This window comes from Thalassobacterium maritimum (genome assembly GCF_031127805.1).
Lineage (GTDB): Bacteria > Verrucomicrobiota > Verrucomicrobiia > Opitutales > Coraliomargaritaceae > Thalassobacterium > Thalassobacterium maritimum.
On record NZ_JARXHW010000028.1, the window covers coordinates 1 to 20089 of the forward strand.

A 20089-nucleotide genomic window follows, 5' to 3' on the forward strand; every position below is an offset into this window, starting at 1 on the left:
ACAAGTCACGCCCCTACTATTTATGAAAGTCCTCCTTCCCATACTCATTCTACTGTCCGCCGGCGGCATCACGGCAGCACTGGTGATCTTACAGCCCGAGGCGGCAGAGGTCACACCTGAGCGACCGGTCACCAATGTCGAAGTGATTACAGTGCAGCCTCAATCGGTGCAACTCACAGTCAAGAGCCAAGGCACGCTGCTACCGACCACCGAAACCGATCTCATCGCCGAGGTCAGTGGCCGCATCATCGAAATGGCGGAGCTGTTCAATGTCGGTAATCGCTTTCGCAAAGGCGAACTGCTCATCAAAATCGATCCCGCCGACTACGAGGCCGCAGCCGCCAATGCGGCCGCCGACTTAGCCAACGCACAATTAGCACTGGCACAGGAAGAAGCCCAGGCCCAACAAGCGGCCGCCGATTGGAAAGCTCTCGGTGAGGGCGCAGCCAGCGATCTCACTCTGCGCAAGCCTCAACTCGCTCAAGCGCAAGCGCGCATCGCCAGCGCCGAAGCAAATCTGAAACGCGCTCAACGCGATTTGGAGCGCACCCAAATCACCGCACCCTACGATGGAATTGTGCTGATGAAACAAGCCGACCTGGGACAATATATCACCGCCAACCCCGGCAATCCGCTCGGTCGCATCTACTCAACTCAAAGTGCAGAGGTGCGCCTACCGATGACCGAACAAGAAGCCTCGCTGCTCGACCAGCGCAGTAAACGACAACGCTTTGTCACGCTCACACAAAATAAAAATGGCAACGAGCTACAGTGGAAAGCGCCCCTCATTCGTATCGAAGACAATGTCGATCCGACCAGCCGCCTGCTCTATGCAGTGGCTCGAATCAATGCGCCCTTTGACCCCAAGCCCGAGCAACCAGCGCTACGACGCGGCACCTTTCTCCACGCAGAGATCGAAGGCCGCGGCCTGAGCGATGCCTACAAAATACCGCGTTACGCCCTGCGTGGCTCCAATACCGTCTACATCCTCACAGAGACAAACACCCTCATCACACGCACCGTGCAAATCATTCAAAGCGATGCCGAAGAAGTCGTCATCACCGCCGGCCTCGCCCCCGGCGAGCGAGTCGCCACCAGCCCGATCGCCTACTACGTCGAAGGCATGCCCGTAGAGGTGATAGCGGATTAATGATGAATAATAACGAATCACTCATCCGCCATCATTCATCATTCATCCGCCATCACCCATCCACCATCACCCATCAATAAATGATTCGTTGGTTCACACAAAACGGCGTCGCCGCCAATCTGCTCGCAGGCATTATCATTGTCGCAGGCCTCTTCACGGCGATGAGTATCAAGCTGGAGCTATTTCCTGAGCTAGACCTCGACATGGTCAGCGTTGCCGTGCCCTACCCCGGCGCCGCCCCGGAGGAAGTGGAAAGCGGCATTATCGAGCTGATCGAAGACCGCATCCAAGACGTCGACGGCGTCAAAAAAATAACCGCCACCGCCGGCGAAGGCTACGGCTCGGTACTGGTCGAAGTCGAACGCGGCTACGACGCCACCGAAGTCAGCGACAAAATCAAAGTGCGCGTCGATGCCATCGATAACTTCCCGGAAGAAGCGGAAGAACCGCAGGTGGAAGAACTACTCATTCGCAATGAAGTGATCTCACTCGCAGTTTATGGCGACGCGGATGTGAAAACTCTCAAAGAGATCGCCGAGTATATTCGCGACGAGCTCAACGTCCGCGAGCGCATCACACAAGTAGACATCAAAGGCGTCGCTGAATTTGAGATTTCAATCAACGTATCTGAGATCGCACTACGCCAATACGGCCTCACTTTCGACGACGTGGTGCAAGCCATCCGCAACACATCCGTCGACATCCCCGGCGGCTCGATCAAATCCCGCGGGGGCGAAATTCTCTTACGCACCACAGGCAAAGCCTACACCGGCGCGGGCTTCGAAGATATGCCTGTCATCACTCGCGCCGATGGCAGTGTCGTGCGTGTGCGCGACCTCGCCAGCGTGGAGGACGGCTTCGTGGACGATCCCCTCATCACTGAATTCAATGGTCAACGCGCGGTGCTGCTGCGCATCTATGCCGTGGGCGACGAGAGCGCACTGGATGTATCCGGACGCGTGCAAAGTTTCGCCCAAACGATCGATGCCGACCTGCCAGCCGGCATTCAAGTCGAAGCCTTTCGCGACTTCACCTACTACCTCAAAGGACGCCTGCAGATGCTAATCGAGAACGGCCTCTACGGCCTGCTCTTGGTGCTGCTGATCCTGACGCTCTTCCTACGTCCCTCACTCGCTTTCTTCGTGATGCTGGGCATCCCGATTTCCTTTCTCGGTTCGATGCTCTTCCTGCCGATGCTAGGCATCAGCATCAATCTAGCCTCGCTCTTCGGCTTTATACTGGTGCTCGGCATCGTGGTGGACGACGCCATCATCGTGGGCGAGAGTGTGTTTACCCAGTTTCAAAAACACGGCGGCCCCGGTGTGGAAGCCTCTGTCGCCGGCACCAAGCGCGTTTCGATTCCAGTCACCTTTGCGGTGCTCACCACCATCGTGGCTTTTCTGCCCATTCTCACCATCCCGGGCTTCTTAGGTAAGTTCTTCTACCCGATCCCGGTGGTCGTGATCGCGACTTTGATCTGGTCCTTAATCGAGTCAAAACTAGTGCTCCCCTACCACCTCACGCTGTGCAACGTAGGCGGCGGCAGTCGTGGAGAAATTAACTGGCTACAACGACAACAGCGCAAAGTAGCCGACGGCTTGGAACGCTTCATCGAGCATCGCTATCGACCGGTATTGAAACGCGCGATACAGTTTCGCTACGCCACGGTGGCCGCCTTTGTCGGCACACTTATGATCATGTTCGGCATGCTGGCGGGCAAGCACCTGCCCTTTGTCTTCTTTCCCCCCGTGCCCTCGGACTACATCGTCGCCAAACTCGTAATGCCCGAAGGCACCCCAGTCGAACTCACCACCCGCGCGATTGAACAAATGAATGACGGGCTCAATCAGTTGATCGAAGAGGTCAAAGAAGAAGGCCACGGCGAGCCCTTTGACAACGTCGTCATCACCATCGGTGGGCAGCCCTTTGAAGGCAATGGAGACCCCATAAATGCCAGTGGCAGCAACACCGGCACCCACATCGCCGAGATTGCAGTGGAACTGGTCAAACGCGAAGACTTGCCCGGCGGCGGCAATATCGAATCACTCTCCGCGCCCAATCTCGCGAATCGCTGGCGCGATATGATCGGCCCGGTAGCCGGCGTGAAAGAGCTCTCCTTCAATGCCAACGCAGCCGGTGCCGCCGGCATGCCAATCGACATACAACTCTCCGGCCGCGATTTCGACAGCCTGCAAGCCGCCTCCGAAGCGATCAAAGCGAAACTCGCCACCTATGAAGGACTCTTCGACATCAAAGACAACTACAGCAGCGGCAAACGAGAAATTAAACTCGACATCCGCCCCAGCGCCGAGCCCCTCGGGCTGCGCCAATCCGACCTAGGTCGCCAAGTGCGCGCCGCCTTCTACGGCGTCGAAGCCCAACGCATTCAACGCGGTCGTGACGACATCAAGGTCATGGTGCGCTACCCACTCGACGAACGACAGTCCGTCGAGAACCTCGAAGACCTACGCATCCGCACCTTCGACGGGCACGAGGTCCCCTTCGATGAAGTCGCCGATTTCAAAATCACCGACGGCTTTTCTTCCATCACCCGCGTCGACCGCCGACGCGTGATCAACATCACCGCCGACGCCGACAAAAACATCGCCGACCTCGGCCTCATCAAGGCCGACCTCAAAGGGAAGCAAGAGCTGGACGGCTTTCTCAGCAGCCTGATGAAAGACTATCCCGGCGTATCCTGGACCTTCGAGGGAGAGGCCCGCGAACAAGCCGACATCTTTGCCAGCCTACAACAAATGACGCTGATCGCGCTCTTCATCATCTACGCCCTACTCGCGATCCCACTCAAATCGTATATTCAGCCGGTCATCGTGATGATCGTCATCCCCTTCGGCCTGATCGGAGCCATCGGCGGCCACATCATCATGGGACAGCCCATGAGCATCCTGTCCGTGCTCGGCTTCGTCGCACTCGCCGGCGTGGTGGTCAACGACAGCCTGGTGCTGGTCGATTTCATCAATCAAGAACGTGCCCAAGGCATGCCTCTGCGCAAAGCCATCGAAGAAGCCGGCGCCTTACGCTTCCGCCCAATCATCCTCACCTCACTCACCACCTTCGCCGGCCTCTTGCCAGTGCTATTTGAGACCAGCCTACAAGCCCAATTCCTCATTCCTATGGCCATCTCCCTCAGCTTCGGCGTGCTCTTTGCCACCTTCATCACCCTGCTCTTAGTCCCCGCATTTTACTCGATCCTAGAAGACCTTCGAGAAACCTGCGTTGGAAACAAACATTCAAATAAGCGTGCTTAGCAGACGCACGCACGAAACCTAAATTCCACGAATCGACGACTAGTTATGCCTTCCCGCGGACGCCATCAAAGCACCTCTAAAGAATGCCGACAGATGATCAAAAAGATCGAAGCGCTCGATGGGGTCATTGGTGTGATCATTGGGCATTCCTACGGCGGCAAATCACTCGGTAAACAAAGCCGCACAGGCAGCGTTAAAGTGCAGCGTATCGAACAAGCAGGCATCAAAGCTGCCACTCAAAGTGCAAAAGGCCTGCAAGAACTCTTTATCCGCACAAAAGCAGGACACGAAAATACAGTCGCCGAAAAAATCACGGCCTTATCTTAGCGCACGCGATCAGTGCTACGCCCCTAACTCAGCGTATCCTCAATCCTATGGATTGGGGCCGGAACGAATCGACGCCCGCAATCAACACTCCCCGCTTCGAAGAACCGAGGCTTCTAACTCAGCGTATGCCCCCCCAGAAATCTCTGAATTATCTGAACTCTCACTTGTAAGCAGAACATTCAATGCTTAGCTTGCTCCCATGGCAGAACAAGGATCAACAGGAAACGTCATCGCTGCGCTATGCAGCTTTTTCATACCGGGACTAGGACAATTAGTACAAGGCCGCCTACTGATGGCGCTCATCCATTTTGTCCTCGCAAGTATGCTATGGGTCATACTCATGGGCTGGGTGATTCACCTTTGGTCCATCTTAGACGCCGCATTGTTTAAGCCTAAATCTTAGTTTTCGAAACAAAATACCTCCTGCTACAAATGAATAAGCCGACCATACTCGCATTTGCTGCCAGCACCAGCAGCCAATCCATCAATAAACAACTCGCCGAGTACGCAGCCAATGCCCTGCCTGAAGTGCAGGTGAGAGTGATCGATTTAAACGATTTTACAGCTCCCATGTATTCAGTCGACGCAGAAGCCAAGGATGGAATCCCAGCCAGTGCGAAAGCCTTCGTCGCAGAAATCGAAGCAGCCGATGGTATCATTCTCTCGCTAGCGGAGCATAATGGCAGTTATACCGCAGCCTTTAAAAGTCTCTTCGACTGGGGCACGCGCCATAAACATAAAATTTGGTCCGAAAAGCCGATGCTACTACTTAGCACATCTCCAGGCGCACGCGGCGGGGCCACAGTGCTGGGAACCGCAAGCAGCAGCTTCCCACATTTAGGCGCCAAAATTGCCGCGACCTTCTCGCTGCCCTCCTTCAGCGACAATTTTTCAAGTGCAGACGGCATCCAAGACGAAACACTCAAAAAGAACTTTGCCCGAAAATTGGCCGAATTTCGTTCGACTTTCTAAAAAAAAATTCACCTGCCCTCCCAGATCCCGCAAAGCACATTGAAACAAATGCCCAGCTACGCGTAGCGAATTGATTGCCACTTCCCTGAAGTGTCCAATTTTCACCACTAAGTGCGCAAAACTTATACTTTTCTGCACCCATGATTAATCATTCAAACCCGATTAACAGGAACAAAGTAGTTTTTTTTCAAATACGACAACGAGCATAAATCATATTTTAGTTACCTACATCGATTTTGATGTTTGACTACAGATTTTAGCGTAGTAGCAACTTGCGCCCATGGGATCTAAACTTGGAGCATATAGTCTTTTCTTCGCAACACTAAGTGTCGCGAGTGCCGCCATTGATATTTCATTTTCCTCTGTTACTGTCTATGACAGTGGCAATGGTTTAGATGAATATCGATTCGTCAATGCAGCAACAGTGGATGGTGAATCGTTGGACGTCATTCTAACAGTAAACTCGACCAGCGCAGGAGTGGACTATGGCGATGGTGCTTTAGTCAACGGAGGCAGTGGTCTCGGCGGAAATAATGAGTACGGCCTATCGACTGTAGATGGAAATGGCAACTCCAGCGATGGCAACGAGTCTATATTTTTTGTGATCGCCTCAGATACCGACGCATATGTGAGCTTCAACCTACGCTTTATTGACGCGAACGAAAATGCCTTTGCGGTGACCGACACTGTAATCGTGCAAGTCTATGATATTGATCAAGACACAACCGGTAATGATTTCTCGGATACATTTGGAGTCATCAGCTCAGAGACAGTGAATGGAGTCATGCTAAATGACCCCACCAACCTAGCGGTCAGCACGCTCACATACGACAGCACCGAATATGAAGTCGCAACTTTAGCAGCTGGCGAGAGCACGAATTACCTAGTCACAGGAAATGTCGACAATTCCACAACTGCCCCGGGTCAAGAGCAGCACACCGCTTCAGTTGTTTATTCTCAAATTGGAACAGATGGTGTTGAGTTCCTCTGGGGAATTACAGGCACTTCAGGCAGTCGCCGCGGCCTATTCCTATCGGCCACGAATCCACCTTTAGTTGAAGTCAACGCTCCCGGAGTCCCAGAACCGGCATCAACTGTCCTCTGGCTAGGCTTAGCCTGCGGCCTCTTCGGTCTGCAACGCCGTCAATTTCGTAAATAAGCGAGCGCGTAGTTGCCGGCTATCGGTAACAACTGAGAGACGGTGAAAGACCTCTAGATTTTAAGATCTTCAAAAACTGAACTATGCTGTGTGCAGAATTCTACCAGAAACACCTCCAAAGTATCTGACTCTTCAATTATTCTTTCGGCAAAAACTCCAGAGTGGCCGATGGTCACCAGCAGGTCGAGTGCTTCGCCATCTACGGCAGACCTTCGTCAATCCTATCATGCTGGATTTTGTTTAACCACGGATGGACACGGATATGATTCCTTCTTTTTCATTTTCTGATCCGTGTCCATCCGTGTTAATCCGTGGTTTAATATTCTCTTTTTATTTCTCTGCATCAGGACTGGCACTCAACCGAGCAACTCTTCGGCGTGCGCTCTGGCGGAGGCGGACTTGCGGTCGCCTAGCATGCGAGCGAGCTCTTCGAGGCGAGCCTCGCGACTGTCCCCGAGCGGGGCAATGGTGACAGCGGTTGAATTTTCGTCCTGCGATTTGGTGACGACGTAGTGATTATGTGCCAGCGAAGCCACTTGTGGCAAGTGAGTGACACAGAGGACCTGGTGCTTCTTAGCCAGGCGGGCGAGCTCAGCCCCGACGGCGCGGCCAACTTCGCCGCCGACGTTGGCATCGACTTCGTCGAAGACAAGCAGCGGCGTGGCGTCGGCCTCTGCCAGCACAGTCTTGAGCGCGAGCATGACCCGGGCGGTCTCACCGCTGGAGGCGATTTTATTGAGTGGCTGCAGGTCTTGTCCAGCGTTGGGGGCAAAGAGGAATCGGCAATGACTATCGCCGTGCTCGTGCAGCTTGCTGTCAGCGATGAGTTGGATCTCTAGCCGCGCTTTTTTAAAGCCGAGGGCTTGCAATAAGTCGGCCGCTTTTTGGGCGAGCGTCTTAGCAGCTTTTTTGCGAGCCGTGGTCAACTTGAGGGCTTGCTTGCGCAGCTCGGCTTCGAGTGCGGCAGCGGCCTTGCGTTTTTGATTCAACACGCCATCGAGGTCTCCCTGGATGGCTATTTTTTGGGCGAGCTCTTCACGCTTGGACAACACGGCTGCCACACTGCCGCCATATTTACGACGCAGTTCTTGCCACAGACTCATGCGCTCGGTGGCGGCTTCGATGGCCTCGCTGTCAAAGTCATAATCGTCGGCGAGGTGCCCGACTTCTTCGCCGAGGTCTTGAAGTTCGAGCTGCAAACTGCGAGCGCGTTCGAGCAATGGCTGCGAGCCTTCGTCGAGCTCGACCAATTCTTCGAGCCGCAAGAGTACAGCGCCCAACTGATCATTGATGCTTTGCTCCCCGATCAGCCCTTCGGCGCATGCATTAGCCAGTCCCACAAGTTCCTGCGCGCTGGACATACGGGTATAGTCCCGCTCGAGCTCTTCGATCGACTCCTCGCTGACTTCTACAGCGTCGATCCGCTTAATTTGTTGGCGCACAAATTCAAGTTCGTCAGCATCTAAACGTTCGCCGGTTTCGAGAGCCTCAATCTCGCGCAGTGCGCTGCGCCAGTCTGCGTATTGCTCGGCAAAGCGGAGGCCTGCGGTAGTGTTGCCGGCATAGGTGTCCAGCATCTCGAGCTGACGCTTCTCTTGGAAGAGCTTTTGCGGTTCACCGGGACCATGAAAATCGATCCAGGACTCGCCGAGTGCTTGCAGCTGTGCCAAAGTGGCCATTTGACCGTTAATTTGTATGCGTGGAATCTTAGTACGGTGCACACTGCGCTGGAGAAGTAACACCCCATCTTCACAAGCGGGCAGGCCTGCGTTGTCCAATAAACGATCAATCATCTGCGACTCCGCAAAATAAAGCGCGGCTTCAACCTCGAGCAGGTCTTGGCCCTGACGAATCATACCTTTATCGGTGCGCGCGCCAGACAACAAGCCCAAGGCGCCAAGCAGCACACTTTTACCCGCACCCGTTTCGCCAGTGACCGAGGTAAAGCCGGACTCAAACTCTAAGGTCACTTCTTCGAGTAGTGCGAGATTCTTGATGCGTATATGTTGCAGCATAGGATGTGGATCTAAATGCGAGTCTTAAAGGACTGTTGAAACAAGTTGTATGAGTAGCGTCAGTGGAAAAATACTGACTAAGGCAGTAACAATCAGGCAGAGAAAAGTTTTGAGCACCGACAAGCGCAAAGCACTAGCCAGCGAAAGCAATAAGATCACGTAACCATAAAGAAAGCCTAGAAAGAAGAGCCAGTAATAATTAGCCAGCTCGGCGGCATCCTGCTGAGCACCCAAAACAAATATGAGCGCACCGAATAAACAGAGCCAGGGCAAGAGCCCAAGCCCCAATGCGACACGCACCTCGCGCACGACAGCCTGTCCACCGAACCAACGAGAAAAATTGCGCAGCAACCAGCCAAAGAGGAACAGGCCCACCAGCCCCAACAATGCACCCATCACATAATAGGTGATTCCGGCCTCTGGATCGGCTAAATAAAAGCGGTCTGCCTGCACCATGCCGAAGAGCATCGCCACCACCAGAGCGAGCCGATGCCCCGCACCGGATTCAATTAGGCCTTGCATCGTTTGCGCTGGCTTATACCAGAGCGTGAGCACATAGAATGGATTGGTTCGTTCAGTCATAGGTCGGCTAGCAGGGAAGACCGAAGAAACGAATCAGGCAAGTCTCTGTATACACTATCGACATATGCTTACCGTTTCCCAGATCAGTAAAGGCTTCGGCCAAAAAACTCTCTTCACCGACATCTCGTTACGCCTCTTACGCGGCGAACGAATAGGCCTGGTTGGCCCGAATGGTGCCGGCAAAACGACGCTCTTCTCCATCATCATGGGCGAACTAGAGGCCGACAGCGGTGAAATCGAGCTGGAACGCGGCACTCGGATCGGCTTCCTCCCCCAGGAAAGTGCACCCGCCGGCGACGAGACAGTGGCCGAACTGGCGACCTCAATCAGTCCGGAGTTCACCCAAATCTACAAGACTCTACGCGAAGTCCCCGATCCCGATGCGCCGGAGCGCTTAGCAGCCGTCGAACGTTTCATCGAGCTGGATGGCTACAATCTGGAAGCCAAAGCGAAACGCATCTTAGCAGGACTGGCCTTCCGCCACGAGGACTACGACATGCCTGCCAAGACCTTGAGCGGCGGCTGGATCATGCGCGCCCACTTGGCACGCCTATTAGTGATGGAGCCAGACCTGCTAATGCTGGACGAGCCGACCAATCACCTAGACCTGGAAACTCTGGGCTGGTTTCAGAACCAGCTCAAGCGCTACTCGGGCGCGATTCTGACGATTTCGCACGACCGCGAATTTCTCAATGCAATCTGTGATGGCATCGTGGAGATTGCACACAGCAAATTGCACCGCTACGTCGGCAACTACGAAAAGTATCTAAAAGAAAAAGCCGAACGCGAAGCGCAACACCTCGCTGCGTATAATAACCAACAACGCGAGATCGCACATTTGGAAGACTTCGTGCGTCGCTTCCGTGCCAAGGCCAGTAAGGCCAGCCAAGCGCAAGCGCGGATGAAGCAACTGGAAAAGATGGAGCGGATCGCTCCGCCCGAAAGCGCGGCCGACACCATTCATTTCAAATTTCCACAGCCTCAGCGCAGCGGGCAACGGATCGCGACACTCACCAATGTCAAGCAGGCCTATGGCGATCACGTGGTGTATGAAGACATTAGCCTCGAAATCGAAAAGGGACAAAACACCGTGCTGGTCGGGCCCAACGGCGCCGGCAAGTCCACACTACTCAAGATTTTAGCCGAAATGATCCCGATCCAAGCCGGCACCCGCGAGCTCGGCCACAATGTCACCGTAGGCTACTTTTCCCAGCAGCGGGTGGAGGTGCTGGACATGGAGCGCAACGTGCTCGACGAAGCGATGGACCGCACCTCTGGCACCAGCGAGCAAAGCGTGCGCAGTATCTTGGGGGCCTTCCTGTTTCGGGGCGACGACGTCTTTAAAAAGGTTAAAGTGCTCAGCGGGGGCGAAAAGAGCCGCTTGGCGCTAGTAAAATTACTACTCGCACCGCCAAACTTTCTACTACTTGACGAGCCGACCACGCACTTGGACATGCCCAGTATCGACGCACTGATCGGCGCTCTCAAAGACTACACCGGCACGCTGCTTTTTGTGAGTCACGACGTGCACTTCATTCGCGCGATCGCAGAGAGCACCATTCAAATCCAAGCCGGACAAGTCACCCACTACGCCGGCAATTACGATTATTATCTACGCAAATCCGGCGCCGAATCCGAGCAAAGTGGACTGATTGCAGGCCTGAAAAACGCCCGCCCCGACGGTGCGCCCGCTAGCGAAGGCAAACACTTGACAATCAGCGCGAAGGAGCGCCGGCGCATTGCCGCCGAAGAGCGAAAGGCCAACAACAAGAAACGCAAACAAGCAGAGGCGCGCGTAGCCAAGGTCGAAGCCGAAATCATGCAACTCGAGGCCGAGCAAGCAGAGCTATCGAAGCAGCTGGAAGATCCCAATGCCTACACGGATCCCGCCACAGCCAAGGAGCTCAACATTAAGGCTGCTCGCATCGCCAAATATCTCGAAGAAAAGAACTACGAGTGGGAACTCGCCTCCGAGGAGTTGAGTCACATTAACTAAATCATCTTCTCCCCTATTACCTATTTACGTATTTTCGCTTTACAAGCTACGTTGAAAAGCGAACCTTATGCGCTTTCGACCATTTCTCCCCCGTCCATTTGTGATGCTGTTTCGATCTACTTTTAATAGTTTAACTTCCGCCGTTTTAATTTTTGCTTGCGCACAATCAGCGCATGCTCAGGCCGAGGATGCCAGCCAGCTCGGCTTCACAGGTCTTCAAAGCCAAGCAAATGCTCTAGTAGAAGAGGGCCAGCTCGTTCAAGCGATGCCGCTGCTCAAGGAATTGGTCAAGCGGGTCGAAGCCACCGACAACCCTGACATAAAATTAGACTTTCCGATCTTCCTCATAGGCACAGGGCACATCCAACAATATGTAGCCTCGGGGCAAACTGGTGAACTACAGGAAGCGCTCAAGTGGTATGATAAGCTGGAAGCAGAATTTCCAAATTCGTCCAAGATCAAAGACATGCTACTGAAACGGATTGATGTGCTTCGCGTGCTGAACCGCAATGACGAGGCGATCGCAATCATGCAGAAGATCCTATCAGGAGCCTATAGCAATGTGCGCCTCAGCTATTCGGAACAGACAAAGATGCTGAAGGATCTGACTCAGATTTATTACAGCACTGGGCAACTGGCAGCCGGACTCCCCTACTTTGGGCAGCTACTTGATGTCGCTCGTGACCTCAATGATCAGGCACTGGCAGCCGCAGCCAGCTTCGAAGCGCTCTTTCAAGCGAAACGCCTAGACGATGCGATCAAACTATTGCCAATGTTGGCAAAAGAATCGGAAGTTCGCTACCGCCCACGCCTCAACGTGGCGCTGCTCAAAGCGAGTGACACCTTAGTCGATGCAGGACGCGTCAATGACGCAGCTCTCACCCTCAACCTAATCAAGACCACCGACATTATGATCGAGTGGCACGAGGAACAAGTAAGTAGCAAAACCGCGCGCATGGAGCAACGTATCGCATTTGGCAACGGCGAGGACGAGGTCGAGCGCTTACAGCAAGAAATCAAAACCTTAGAAAACAATTTAACACATCTGCGTAAATTGCCGACTCTGCGAAACGAACTCCTGGTGCGCCGTGCACGTAACTACACAAAGACAGCTCGCCGCTATGAAGCGTTTTGGATGTTCAACGACCTGATGGAAGAGAACCCAGACGATCCACAAGCTGAGTTTTATAATTTTGCCACTTTTTCAAACGCACTTCAAATCGGCAAAATAGAAACTGCGATAGAAGTCGGCCGCAGATACCGCAGTAACTTCCCCAATGGGGACTATTACTCCGACGTGACGGGCGCCTTAGCTAATGAATTAAAGAAGGCAGGCCGCAACGAAGAGTTCATGGCCATCGCAGTCGACTTTCTCGGCAGCCGCCCACTCGACCCCGTGGGGCCCAGCCTCTTCGCTCAATGGGCCAGCTACTTGATCGAGCATAAAGAATACGCACAACTCATCAATCAAGCAGCGGAATGGTACAACGCACATCCTAACAGCATCTACGAAGATGGCATCTTTTACTGGGGCGGCCTAGCAGAGTTACAACTGAGCCAGTTCGAAGACGCGGTCGCCAGCTTCTCTCGTCTAGTGGATCAATATGCCACCAGCGCCTACGCTGAAGACGGCCTACTGCGAAAAGGCGCCTCCCAGTTCTATGCTCAACGCTTCGAAGAAGCTCGCGACACCCTCTACGCCTACGTTGAAAAATATCCCCAAGGCAGCGCCCTGGACCAAGCATATTTCTTCCTAGGTGAAGTCGAATATCTGGCGACCAACTTAGAGCTTGCACTGCAACACTTCCGCAAGGCCGACGAAATCACGACTCTCCAAGACGTACACAACGGCGCGGCTTTCCGCATCGGCGGCGTTCTCGAAGAGCTAGGCCGCTATGAGGAAATGGCCACCCACTTTAGAGCATACATCGACCTTTACGGCGAAAACGGCGACCTCACACGTGCCGTGCTGCAACTCGGACTGGCCTACGAGTATCTAATGCGCCCAGTAGAGATGCTCGCACTCTACCGTGAAAACATCGAAAAATACGCCCAAGACCCCCACAACAGCGGTGTGGATGCCTTGATCGAAGGCTATGCTGAGAAATACAGCAAAAATAAAACGATTATTTCCCGCACGGTCGCCTTTTTCGATCAACTACAGAACGATCTCGAATTCCGTGAGAAGATTGTCACCGACCGTGGCTTCCTGTTTGAGCACTTCTACGTCACGCCAAACATCGATCAGTCCCTTTACAATCGCTTGCGCAACGATCCGGATTTCACTCCAGAGCTCGTCAACGACCTCAGCCCGATTCAGGACTTCATGACGCCCTATCGCACACAATTGGAGCGCTACCCCAGTGAAGAACCAGAAGATTACTTCAAGGACCTACTCGCCAAGGCCAAGGCTAAGAACGACTTCATTTCAGAGACTCGTATGCTAATGGGCCTCTATCGTATCGGAGTCGAACTCGCACCCAGCCAGCGCTTCGACCGTGCACTGATCCAGACCATCACACCACGTGCCATCCTCTATATCGCGGATTATGAGCGCAACAAGCGCCTGGAATTCGCCGAGGATGCCTGGAACCAAATCTTGATCAACTATCCGACCGACGACACCACGATCGTCGCCTTTATGCGCTTGGCCGATGTCACCGCGGAAAAGGGTGATCACTCTGGAGCGCTCGGCTACTTAGAACAGATCGTCACTCAATTCCCCGGCTCTCCCAAGATCCCTGCCGTGATGCTACGCCAAGGGGAACTATTAAGTGAAATGGGCCGCGGCGACAAAGCTCGCGAAAAATATCAATACATCCTACGCGTGCCCGAATGGCGTGGTGTGCTACACGCACAAGCGCTACAACAAATCGGGGAGTCCTACATGGCCGAAAGTGCTTATCCTCAGGCACACGGCTTTTTCGAACGCACCTTCCTCGGCTACCCTCACCTGCCGGAATGGAGCGCACGCGCCTACCTTTCCGACGCAGACGCACTGATCGGCATGGGTGAAAAGCAGGACGCGATCAATACTTTACAAGAGGCGATTAAGGAACTTCCAGCCAATGCCCCTGAGGATATCCTAGAAGCGATCAAAGCCAAACTTAAGGAGCTTCAAGTATGACCTTTGCCCCAATCAGAAACCGACGCACTATGATGAAGCGCATTTCCACCCTACTGCTCATGGCAGCTCTGGCTCAAACAGCAGCCACCGCTCAAGAGACCAATCCCTACTGGATTGAATTTGGCAACGAGCCCGTATTGATCCAACAAAACAATAATGGCGCGCGCCAGACACTTAAATTCGTAGCCTATAAGGACGACATGCTAGTCGCCGAACTCGAAGGCGGCGTAGGCGAAGTCTCCCTGCCCGTCAGTGAATCGATGGTGCAAACACTACGCCTAGAGAGCTCCACCATGCCCGAGGTCAATCGGATGATCAGCAGCGGCAACTACACGGGGGCACTTACTTTATTGCGTCCTTACGCTTATCCACTCGTTAAATTCCACGCCGTGCCAGAGAGCTTCACTCAGCTGCACATCCCCATTCGTTCTTTGATCGACACCTTAATTCGTGCCGATGAACTGAATGAAGCCTACGACCTGCTCAACCGTATTAAATTGGACAAAGTCGGTCTCAAGTATAGCGAAAGCGCCATCGCGCTGATGAATGCCTATCTCGCCAAAGAGAACTTTGATGCCGCCGCAGGGATGACACAGATCATTCCGGTCCAAGGTCAATATGCCGTTAACATCCGCCCCATCGTCGATGCCGCTGACTCGCTACGAGCCGCAGGCAAATACGAAGCGGTGATTCCTCTTTACCAACAAATTGAAGCGGTTGTGCCCGATGACGTAAAGAAAAACGTGCAAATGTGGCTGGCTTACAGTCTTGTATTAGCAGACCGCGTCGATGAAGCCACCCCAATGATCGATGCGCTTGAGGAGCCTGACCCGAACGAGCGTTTATTCTCACTGTATAAACTGCTGCAAGGCTCACGCGCCCATAGCAGTGAGGATTATGGTAAGGCGCTCGACCTGCTCACACGTGGCTTCGTACGTGCCCAAACCTCCTACGTCTGGGTGCCTGAAATGCTTTACCTCATCGGAGACTGCTACGCGCGCTCCGATGATAATTTGGCAGCACGCAATGTCTGGACGGAAATCGTGATCCTGTATCCTGAATCCCCTTGGTCACAGAGCGCTGAAAACTCACTTGCATTACTTCCGCCCGTTCAAGCGGTCGAATAACATTTATAAAACACCCATACATTTAAAACAAAACATCTAGTTACATCTACAATCATGAAAACACCTACGTTACGTCTCCTCCCCACCTTCTTTGCCATCGCACTGTTTGCCATCGCGACACAGTGGGTGCTCACACAGCCTTTGAGCGCGCAAGACGCGGCACCAGCAGATACCGAAGAGGCGTCTGCAGAAGAAGCCGCACCTGCTGGCGGCGAAAAATCACTGATCGACATGTATAAAGCAGGTGGCTGGGCGATGTATCCGCTCACCCTGCTCTCTATTGGTGGTTTCGGATTGATTGTCTATAACTTCATGGCTGTGCGCCCAGAGCCGATCCTGAACTCAGCCGCAACCACCCAGATCGATGAAGCACTTCAGAACCTCGATATCGAGAAAGCTAAGAGCATTTGTCAGGAAAACCCCTCGCCTGTAACAAACATTGTCGAATCCGGCATGAACCGCGTCGACGTCAATAACTACGATTCAGAGCAAGTCAAAGAAGCGATCGAAGAGTCCAGCGCGGAAGAATTGGCAGGCCCCTTCGTGTTGATCAACTATCTCTCCGTGGTCGGTTCTCTCTCTCCTATGGTGGGACTGCTTGGAACTGTTTCTGGTATGGTTAAAGCCTTCAACGTGATTGAAGCTGAAGGTGCAGGTAGTGCTCAAGCGCTGGCTGGTAATATTTCGGAAGCTCTGATCACCACCGCCACCGGAATGATCGTCGGTATTCCCGCGATGTTCTTTTTCTTCTTCTTCAAGAATCGCTACGGTAAGATCACTTCGCGTATCGGACGCGTCGTTGGCGACCTGCAATTCACTCTGAATAAGGCGATTAACAACCGCGCTTAATCTCTTTTCCTTCTCTCGCTCACCCAAATATAAATATGGCAATGTGGACCCCAGAAGAGGTCGATCCGGAGTTTGAACTGACTCCGATGATTGACGTCGTCTTCCTGCTTATCGCGTTCTTCATGACATTGATCAGCTTCATCAGCGCAGAGCTGGTGAAACTAGAATTGCCAGAAGCCGAACAAGCCACCATTCCCGAAGAACCTGGCGAACGTCAGTATATATCGGTCGATGTTGAAGGGCAACTATTCCTGGGCGCGACCCCCATCACTCCTGAAGCCCTCACTGCGCACCTTGCGGCGCTCAAAGCGGAACTTCCGCAGATTCAGGTATTTTTACGTGCCGATGCAAACACTGCGCACCGTCACGTCAATCGCGTCATGGAGGCCACGGCACAGGCCGGCATCTTCGACCTCATCTTCGCATCAGCTAAGGACTAATCTATGGCAGTCAGCTCCGTACTCGAATCCGAAGATAAAGTCGACATCACACCGATGATCGACGTGGTCTTCCTTCTACTCATTTACTTCATGTTCCTGCCTCTACAGCAAGAAGCAGACATCAGTATCAAACTCCCCAGTAACGCCCCTCCAGCAGAGAGCTTGGACCTGCCGAGTGAGCACATCGTAGAAGTCTTCCCAAATGGTTTGATCTTACTCAATGGCGCGCCAATGGATGGCATCAATGATCGCAACATGAGCCGACTCAGCACTACGTTGACACGACTCAAGCTGTCTTCCGACCGCGCTGGTATCGATACTGTGGTAAAAATCCAAGCAGACCCCGACTCCCCCCACCAACGTTCGATTGATGTTTTAAACGCCGCTGCCCGAGCAAAGATCACAAAAGTTTCCTTCGCTGCTTACGGAGAATAAAATCCAGCCCCAAGTGGCCCCATGATTACCCCTAGGAAAAAGCGCAAAATGAATCCGATGCTGCTCAACGTATTGTTGATCAGTGGTGGCGTGCACGCACTCGCTCTATTTATTCTCGGATCCATCACGGTCTATAAATATATAGTTCCTGACGAGGCGCAGTTTGAAGAGCCGCCCGCCATCGTCGAAGAGCAACCTCCCCCAGAGGTTAAAATTGAGATTAAGCAACAAGCTGCGCCACAAGCACAGTCGATGCAAAGCCTACGCATGAAGCAAGTAGGTAATATTTCCGTGACTGCGGTGGACGTAGAACTGCCCAGCATGCAAGAGTCGTTTACCGTAAGCGCAGGCCTGGGGAGCTTTGGAGGTGGCTCTCTACTTGGCGGCACACGCGGAAGCATAGGTATCGGTATGTCCGACGTCAGCGTATTCGGCCTCAAAACACGTGCAGAACGTATCCTCTTCGTGATCGATGCCAACCGCCACATGGTCACTGATGCCAAAGGAGGGCTGAATAGTTATAAAGTCATCAAGGACGAGATCACGGACATGGTCGGCAATCTTTCGACTGGCACCCTGTTCAACGTAATGCTGCAGGATCGTCGTAAAACGATGCTCTTCAAGGACCATCTAGTCTCCGCAGGCGATCAGGTGCACCAGCAATTGATTCAATGGATCACTCCGGTCAATTCCAATCCCAATGCACCTGGGCTAGAAGGCGTCCCGCAGGCACGTCAGCCTAAGCTGAAAGCACTCAGCGATGAAGTCGTGCACGAGACAATCATTTACTCAGGCGACCGAGGCAATGAAACCGCTTTCTTAACTCAATATGCATTGGAGCAAAATGTGGATGCAATTTTCTTCATTACAGGTTACCACAAAGGCTTTGAACGTATACGCCGCAAACCAACTGAACGTGAAAACGAGGAATGGGCGAGAACTACCGCATCCAGCAAGTATCAAAAGCAGCTGGCAGAACATAAACTTGAAATCCCGGAAATGGAGCAAAGAGTCAAAGCGGAGCTCGACAGACAAAATGCAGAGCGAAAAGCAAAAGGCCTGCCCCCACGCGTGTTAGCTCAACGCTATGGGGTCTACTCCAACGCAGGCGAACTTGAACTGGAATGGAAAACGAAACACCCGGGCTGGCAACCATCCCACTGGATCGAGGAACGTGACGTCGAAAAATATTTCCGAGAACTAGTCGATGTGCTCTACACCGACAAAGGATCGGCAAAGCCATCGATTAACGTCATTCTCTTCCTCGCAGGCGATGAAGCCTTCAACAAGGAAGCGGAAAAGTCCTTAAACAGTTACGTGCGCTCCTTCGCCGGCAAGAACCGTGTGATTCGCGGAGAAAACGAGATCAAAAGCGCTCGCAGCTCCAAAGAGACGAAGAACTAAGCAGTCCGTCCGCACATAAATCACTGCATCTTCACGCTGGGGCCATCAACCCATATACTCTCAATTTGCACAACTTTGGGAAATTCTTGCGAACCGAATTCATTTTTCTGTAATTGTCCAACCACTAAATCCACGCCCGCGCTACCGACCACGCGATTATTTTGCCGCATGCCAGCAATATTAGCCAATGCACAGTGCCAGTCGAGATGCACTAGCCCGAGCTCCCTTGGGATGCTAAAACCGGCATCATGTAGGATGTCATAAAACTCCGATTGATTAGTAATCACCACGTCGGGCTTCTCTAAACGAATCGCCTGCAAAGCGACGCTCGGGTCGTCCATATCAAGTGGCACCACTGCTAACTGATTCTGCGGCGATAAACGCCGAACTGCACTGTAGAATCCTGCACTAAACTTATCTTCTAGCAGCGCATCATCATTTGGCGGCACAACTAGCATCGGGCGCTGGTAACCGAGCTCAAATACCTTTTCAGTGGCACGACGCGCGGTGAGGTACTGATCATTGGAAGCACAGTTAAGTCGATTATTCAGATGCGTCACCCCAATCACGGCACAGGCGAAATCATACCAAAAATCGACATAGCCGCGATCAATGGTATCAGGGCTGAGCGCCGCAATTAAAATCAGACCACGAATCCCACGCGTCTCCACAATTTGCTTCAGTCGTTGCGGTCGCATGTCAGGCTGTTGCAACCAAAATTCTTCGATACCATAACCGAGAGCTTCCGCCCGGCGTAAGACCCCCTCACGCAGGCGTCGAAAGGTGTGATTCTGACCCAAATCACTGACTGGCGAGCAATTAATCAGCCCTAGATTGGCTTGAAAAGTCGGCTGGCGCCCCGCACGCAGCTGAGTCATCAGCGAATCCACAACTGGATTACGGCGATACCCCATCTCCTCAGCGATCTGTTGAATACGCAAGCGAGTCGCCTCGGGAATACGTGGATCGTTACGCAGAGCAAGTGAAACAGCAGATTTACTGACTCCAGCAGCATCGCCGATTTGCTGCATATTAGGGCGGCGCTCAGGGGTATTGGGCATTTCTAATAGAGGTATTAAATAAGAACAGGACACACAATTGAAGCATTAAGTTAACAGTTGAACAAGGCCAAATTACGTTTGTTTGACTGTCGAACCGTCGCCTCGCTTTAGTTTCGGCATGAATCGCTTAACTTCGCTTCAAATGATCCCGCACCCGTCTACTTTGTAGGCACCCC

At 53.0% G+C, this 20089-nt stretch carries 16 protein-coding genes; 13 read left to right on the forward strand and 3 right to left on the reverse strand.

Features of this window, described 5'->3' with window-relative positions:
- From QEH52_RS12185 to QEH52_RS12210, 6 genes are all read left to right on the forward strand, one after another.
- A partial coding sequence (locus tag QEH52_RS12185; RefSeq protein ID WP_308950787.1) for an efflux RND transporter periplasmic adaptor subunit occupies positions 1 to 1150 on the forward strand: 1150 nt, incomplete at its 5' end.
- 80 nt (positions 1151 to 1230) lie between these two features.
- Entirely contained in the window at positions 1231 to 4419 is a 3189-nt protein-coding gene (locus QEH52_RS12190; protein WP_308950788.1) for an efflux RND transporter permease subunit, read from the forward strand.
- 45 nt (positions 4420 to 4464) lie between these two features.
- Positions 4465 to 4746, forward strand: a complete 282-nt coding sequence (locus tag QEH52_RS12195) for a hypothetical protein (protein ID WP_308950789.1) — start codon at positions 4465 to 4467, stop codon at positions 4744 to 4746.
- A gap of 199 nt (positions 4747 to 4945) precedes the next feature.
- Positions 4946 to 5149, forward strand: coding sequence for a hypothetical protein (locus tag QEH52_RS12200; protein ID WP_308950790.1), 204 nt, complete (start codon positions 4946 to 4948; stop codon positions 5147 to 5149).
- A 29-nt stretch (positions 5150 to 5178) separates the two neighbouring features.
- Positions 5179 to 5718, forward strand: a complete 540-nt coding sequence (locus tag QEH52_RS12205) for an NADPH-dependent FMN reductase (RefSeq protein WP_308950791.1) — start codon at positions 5179 to 5181, stop codon at positions 5716 to 5718.
- 280 nt (positions 5719 to 5998) lie between these two features.
- Positions 5999 to 6877 carry a hypothetical protein gene (locus QEH52_RS12210; RefSeq protein WP_308950792.1) on the forward strand — a complete coding sequence of 293 codons (879 nt, stop codon included), beginning with the start codon at positions 5999 to 6001 and terminating at the stop codon, positions 6875 to 6877.
- Between the two features lie 356 nt (positions 6878 to 7233).
- Here QEH52_RS12210 and recN read toward each other — a convergent pair whose 3' ends face one another.
- Together recN and QEH52_RS12220 are read right to left on the reverse strand one after the other, a co-directional pair.
- Complete coding sequence (gene recN, locus QEH52_RS12215) at positions 7234 to 8892, reverse strand: DNA repair protein RecN (RefSeq protein ID WP_308950794.1); 1659 nt, start codon at positions 8890 to 8892, stop codon at positions 7234 to 7236.
- Between the two features lie 24 nt (positions 8893 to 8916).
- Positions 8917 to 9474 carry a YIP1 family protein gene (locus QEH52_RS12220; RefSeq protein WP_308950795.1) on the reverse strand — a complete coding sequence of 186 codons (558 nt, stop codon included), beginning with the start codon at positions 9472 to 9474 and terminating at the stop codon, positions 8917 to 8919.
- A 64-nt stretch (positions 9475 to 9538) separates the two neighbouring features.
- Here QEH52_RS12220 and QEH52_RS12225 point away from each other — a divergent pair, with 64 nt between their 5' ends.
- From QEH52_RS12225 to QEH52_RS12255, 7 genes are all read left to right on the forward strand, one after another.
- Positions 9539 to 11470 carry an ABC-F family ATP-binding cassette domain-containing protein gene (locus QEH52_RS12225; protein WP_308950797.1) on the forward strand — a complete coding sequence of 644 codons (1932 nt, stop codon included), beginning with the start codon at positions 9539 to 9541 and terminating at the stop codon, positions 11468 to 11470.
- A 67-nt stretch (positions 11471 to 11537) separates the two neighbouring features.
- The gene (locus QEH52_RS12230) at positions 11538 to 14597 is read left to right on the forward strand and encodes a tetratricopeptide repeat protein (protein WP_308950798.1); all 3060 of its coding nucleotides are present in this window, start codon (positions 11538 to 11540) and stop codon (positions 14595 to 14597) included.
- Positions 14598 to 14626: 29 nt separating this feature from the next.
- A complete protein-coding gene (locus tag QEH52_RS12235) occupies positions 14627 to 15724 on the forward strand; it encodes a tetratricopeptide repeat protein (RefSeq protein ID WP_308950799.1) in 1098 nt (365 codons plus the stop codon).
- A gap of 54 nt (positions 15725 to 15778) precedes the next feature.
- On the forward strand, positions 15779 to 16573 hold the full coding sequence (locus QEH52_RS12240) for a MotA/TolQ/ExbB proton channel family protein (protein ID WP_308950800.1): 795 nt from the start codon (positions 15779 to 15781) through the stop codon (positions 16571 to 16573).
- A 35-nt stretch (positions 16574 to 16608) separates the two neighbouring features.
- A complete protein-coding gene (locus tag QEH52_RS12245; protein ID WP_308950801.1) occupies positions 16609 to 17013 on the forward strand; it encodes an ExbD/TolR family protein in 405 nt (134 codons plus the stop codon).
- 3 nt (positions 17014 to 17016) lie between these two features.
- The gene (locus QEH52_RS12250) at positions 17017 to 17448 is read left to right on the forward strand and encodes an ExbD/TolR family protein (RefSeq protein ID WP_308950802.1); all 432 of its coding nucleotides are present in this window, start codon (positions 17017 to 17019) and stop codon (positions 17446 to 17448) included.
- Between the two features lie 48 nt (positions 17449 to 17496).
- On the forward strand, positions 17497 to 18852 hold the full coding sequence (locus QEH52_RS12255) for a hypothetical protein (RefSeq protein WP_308950803.1): 1356 nt from the start codon (positions 17497 to 17499) through the stop codon (positions 18850 to 18852).
- A 20-nt stretch (positions 18853 to 18872) separates the two neighbouring features.
- Here QEH52_RS12255 and QEH52_RS12260 read toward each other — a convergent pair whose 3' ends face one another.
- Positions 18873 to 19913, reverse strand: a complete 1041-nt coding sequence (locus tag QEH52_RS12260) for a LacI family DNA-binding transcriptional regulator (protein ID WP_308950804.1) — start codon at positions 19911 to 19913, stop codon at positions 18873 to 18875.
- Positions 19914 to 20089: the final 176 nt, after the last annotated feature.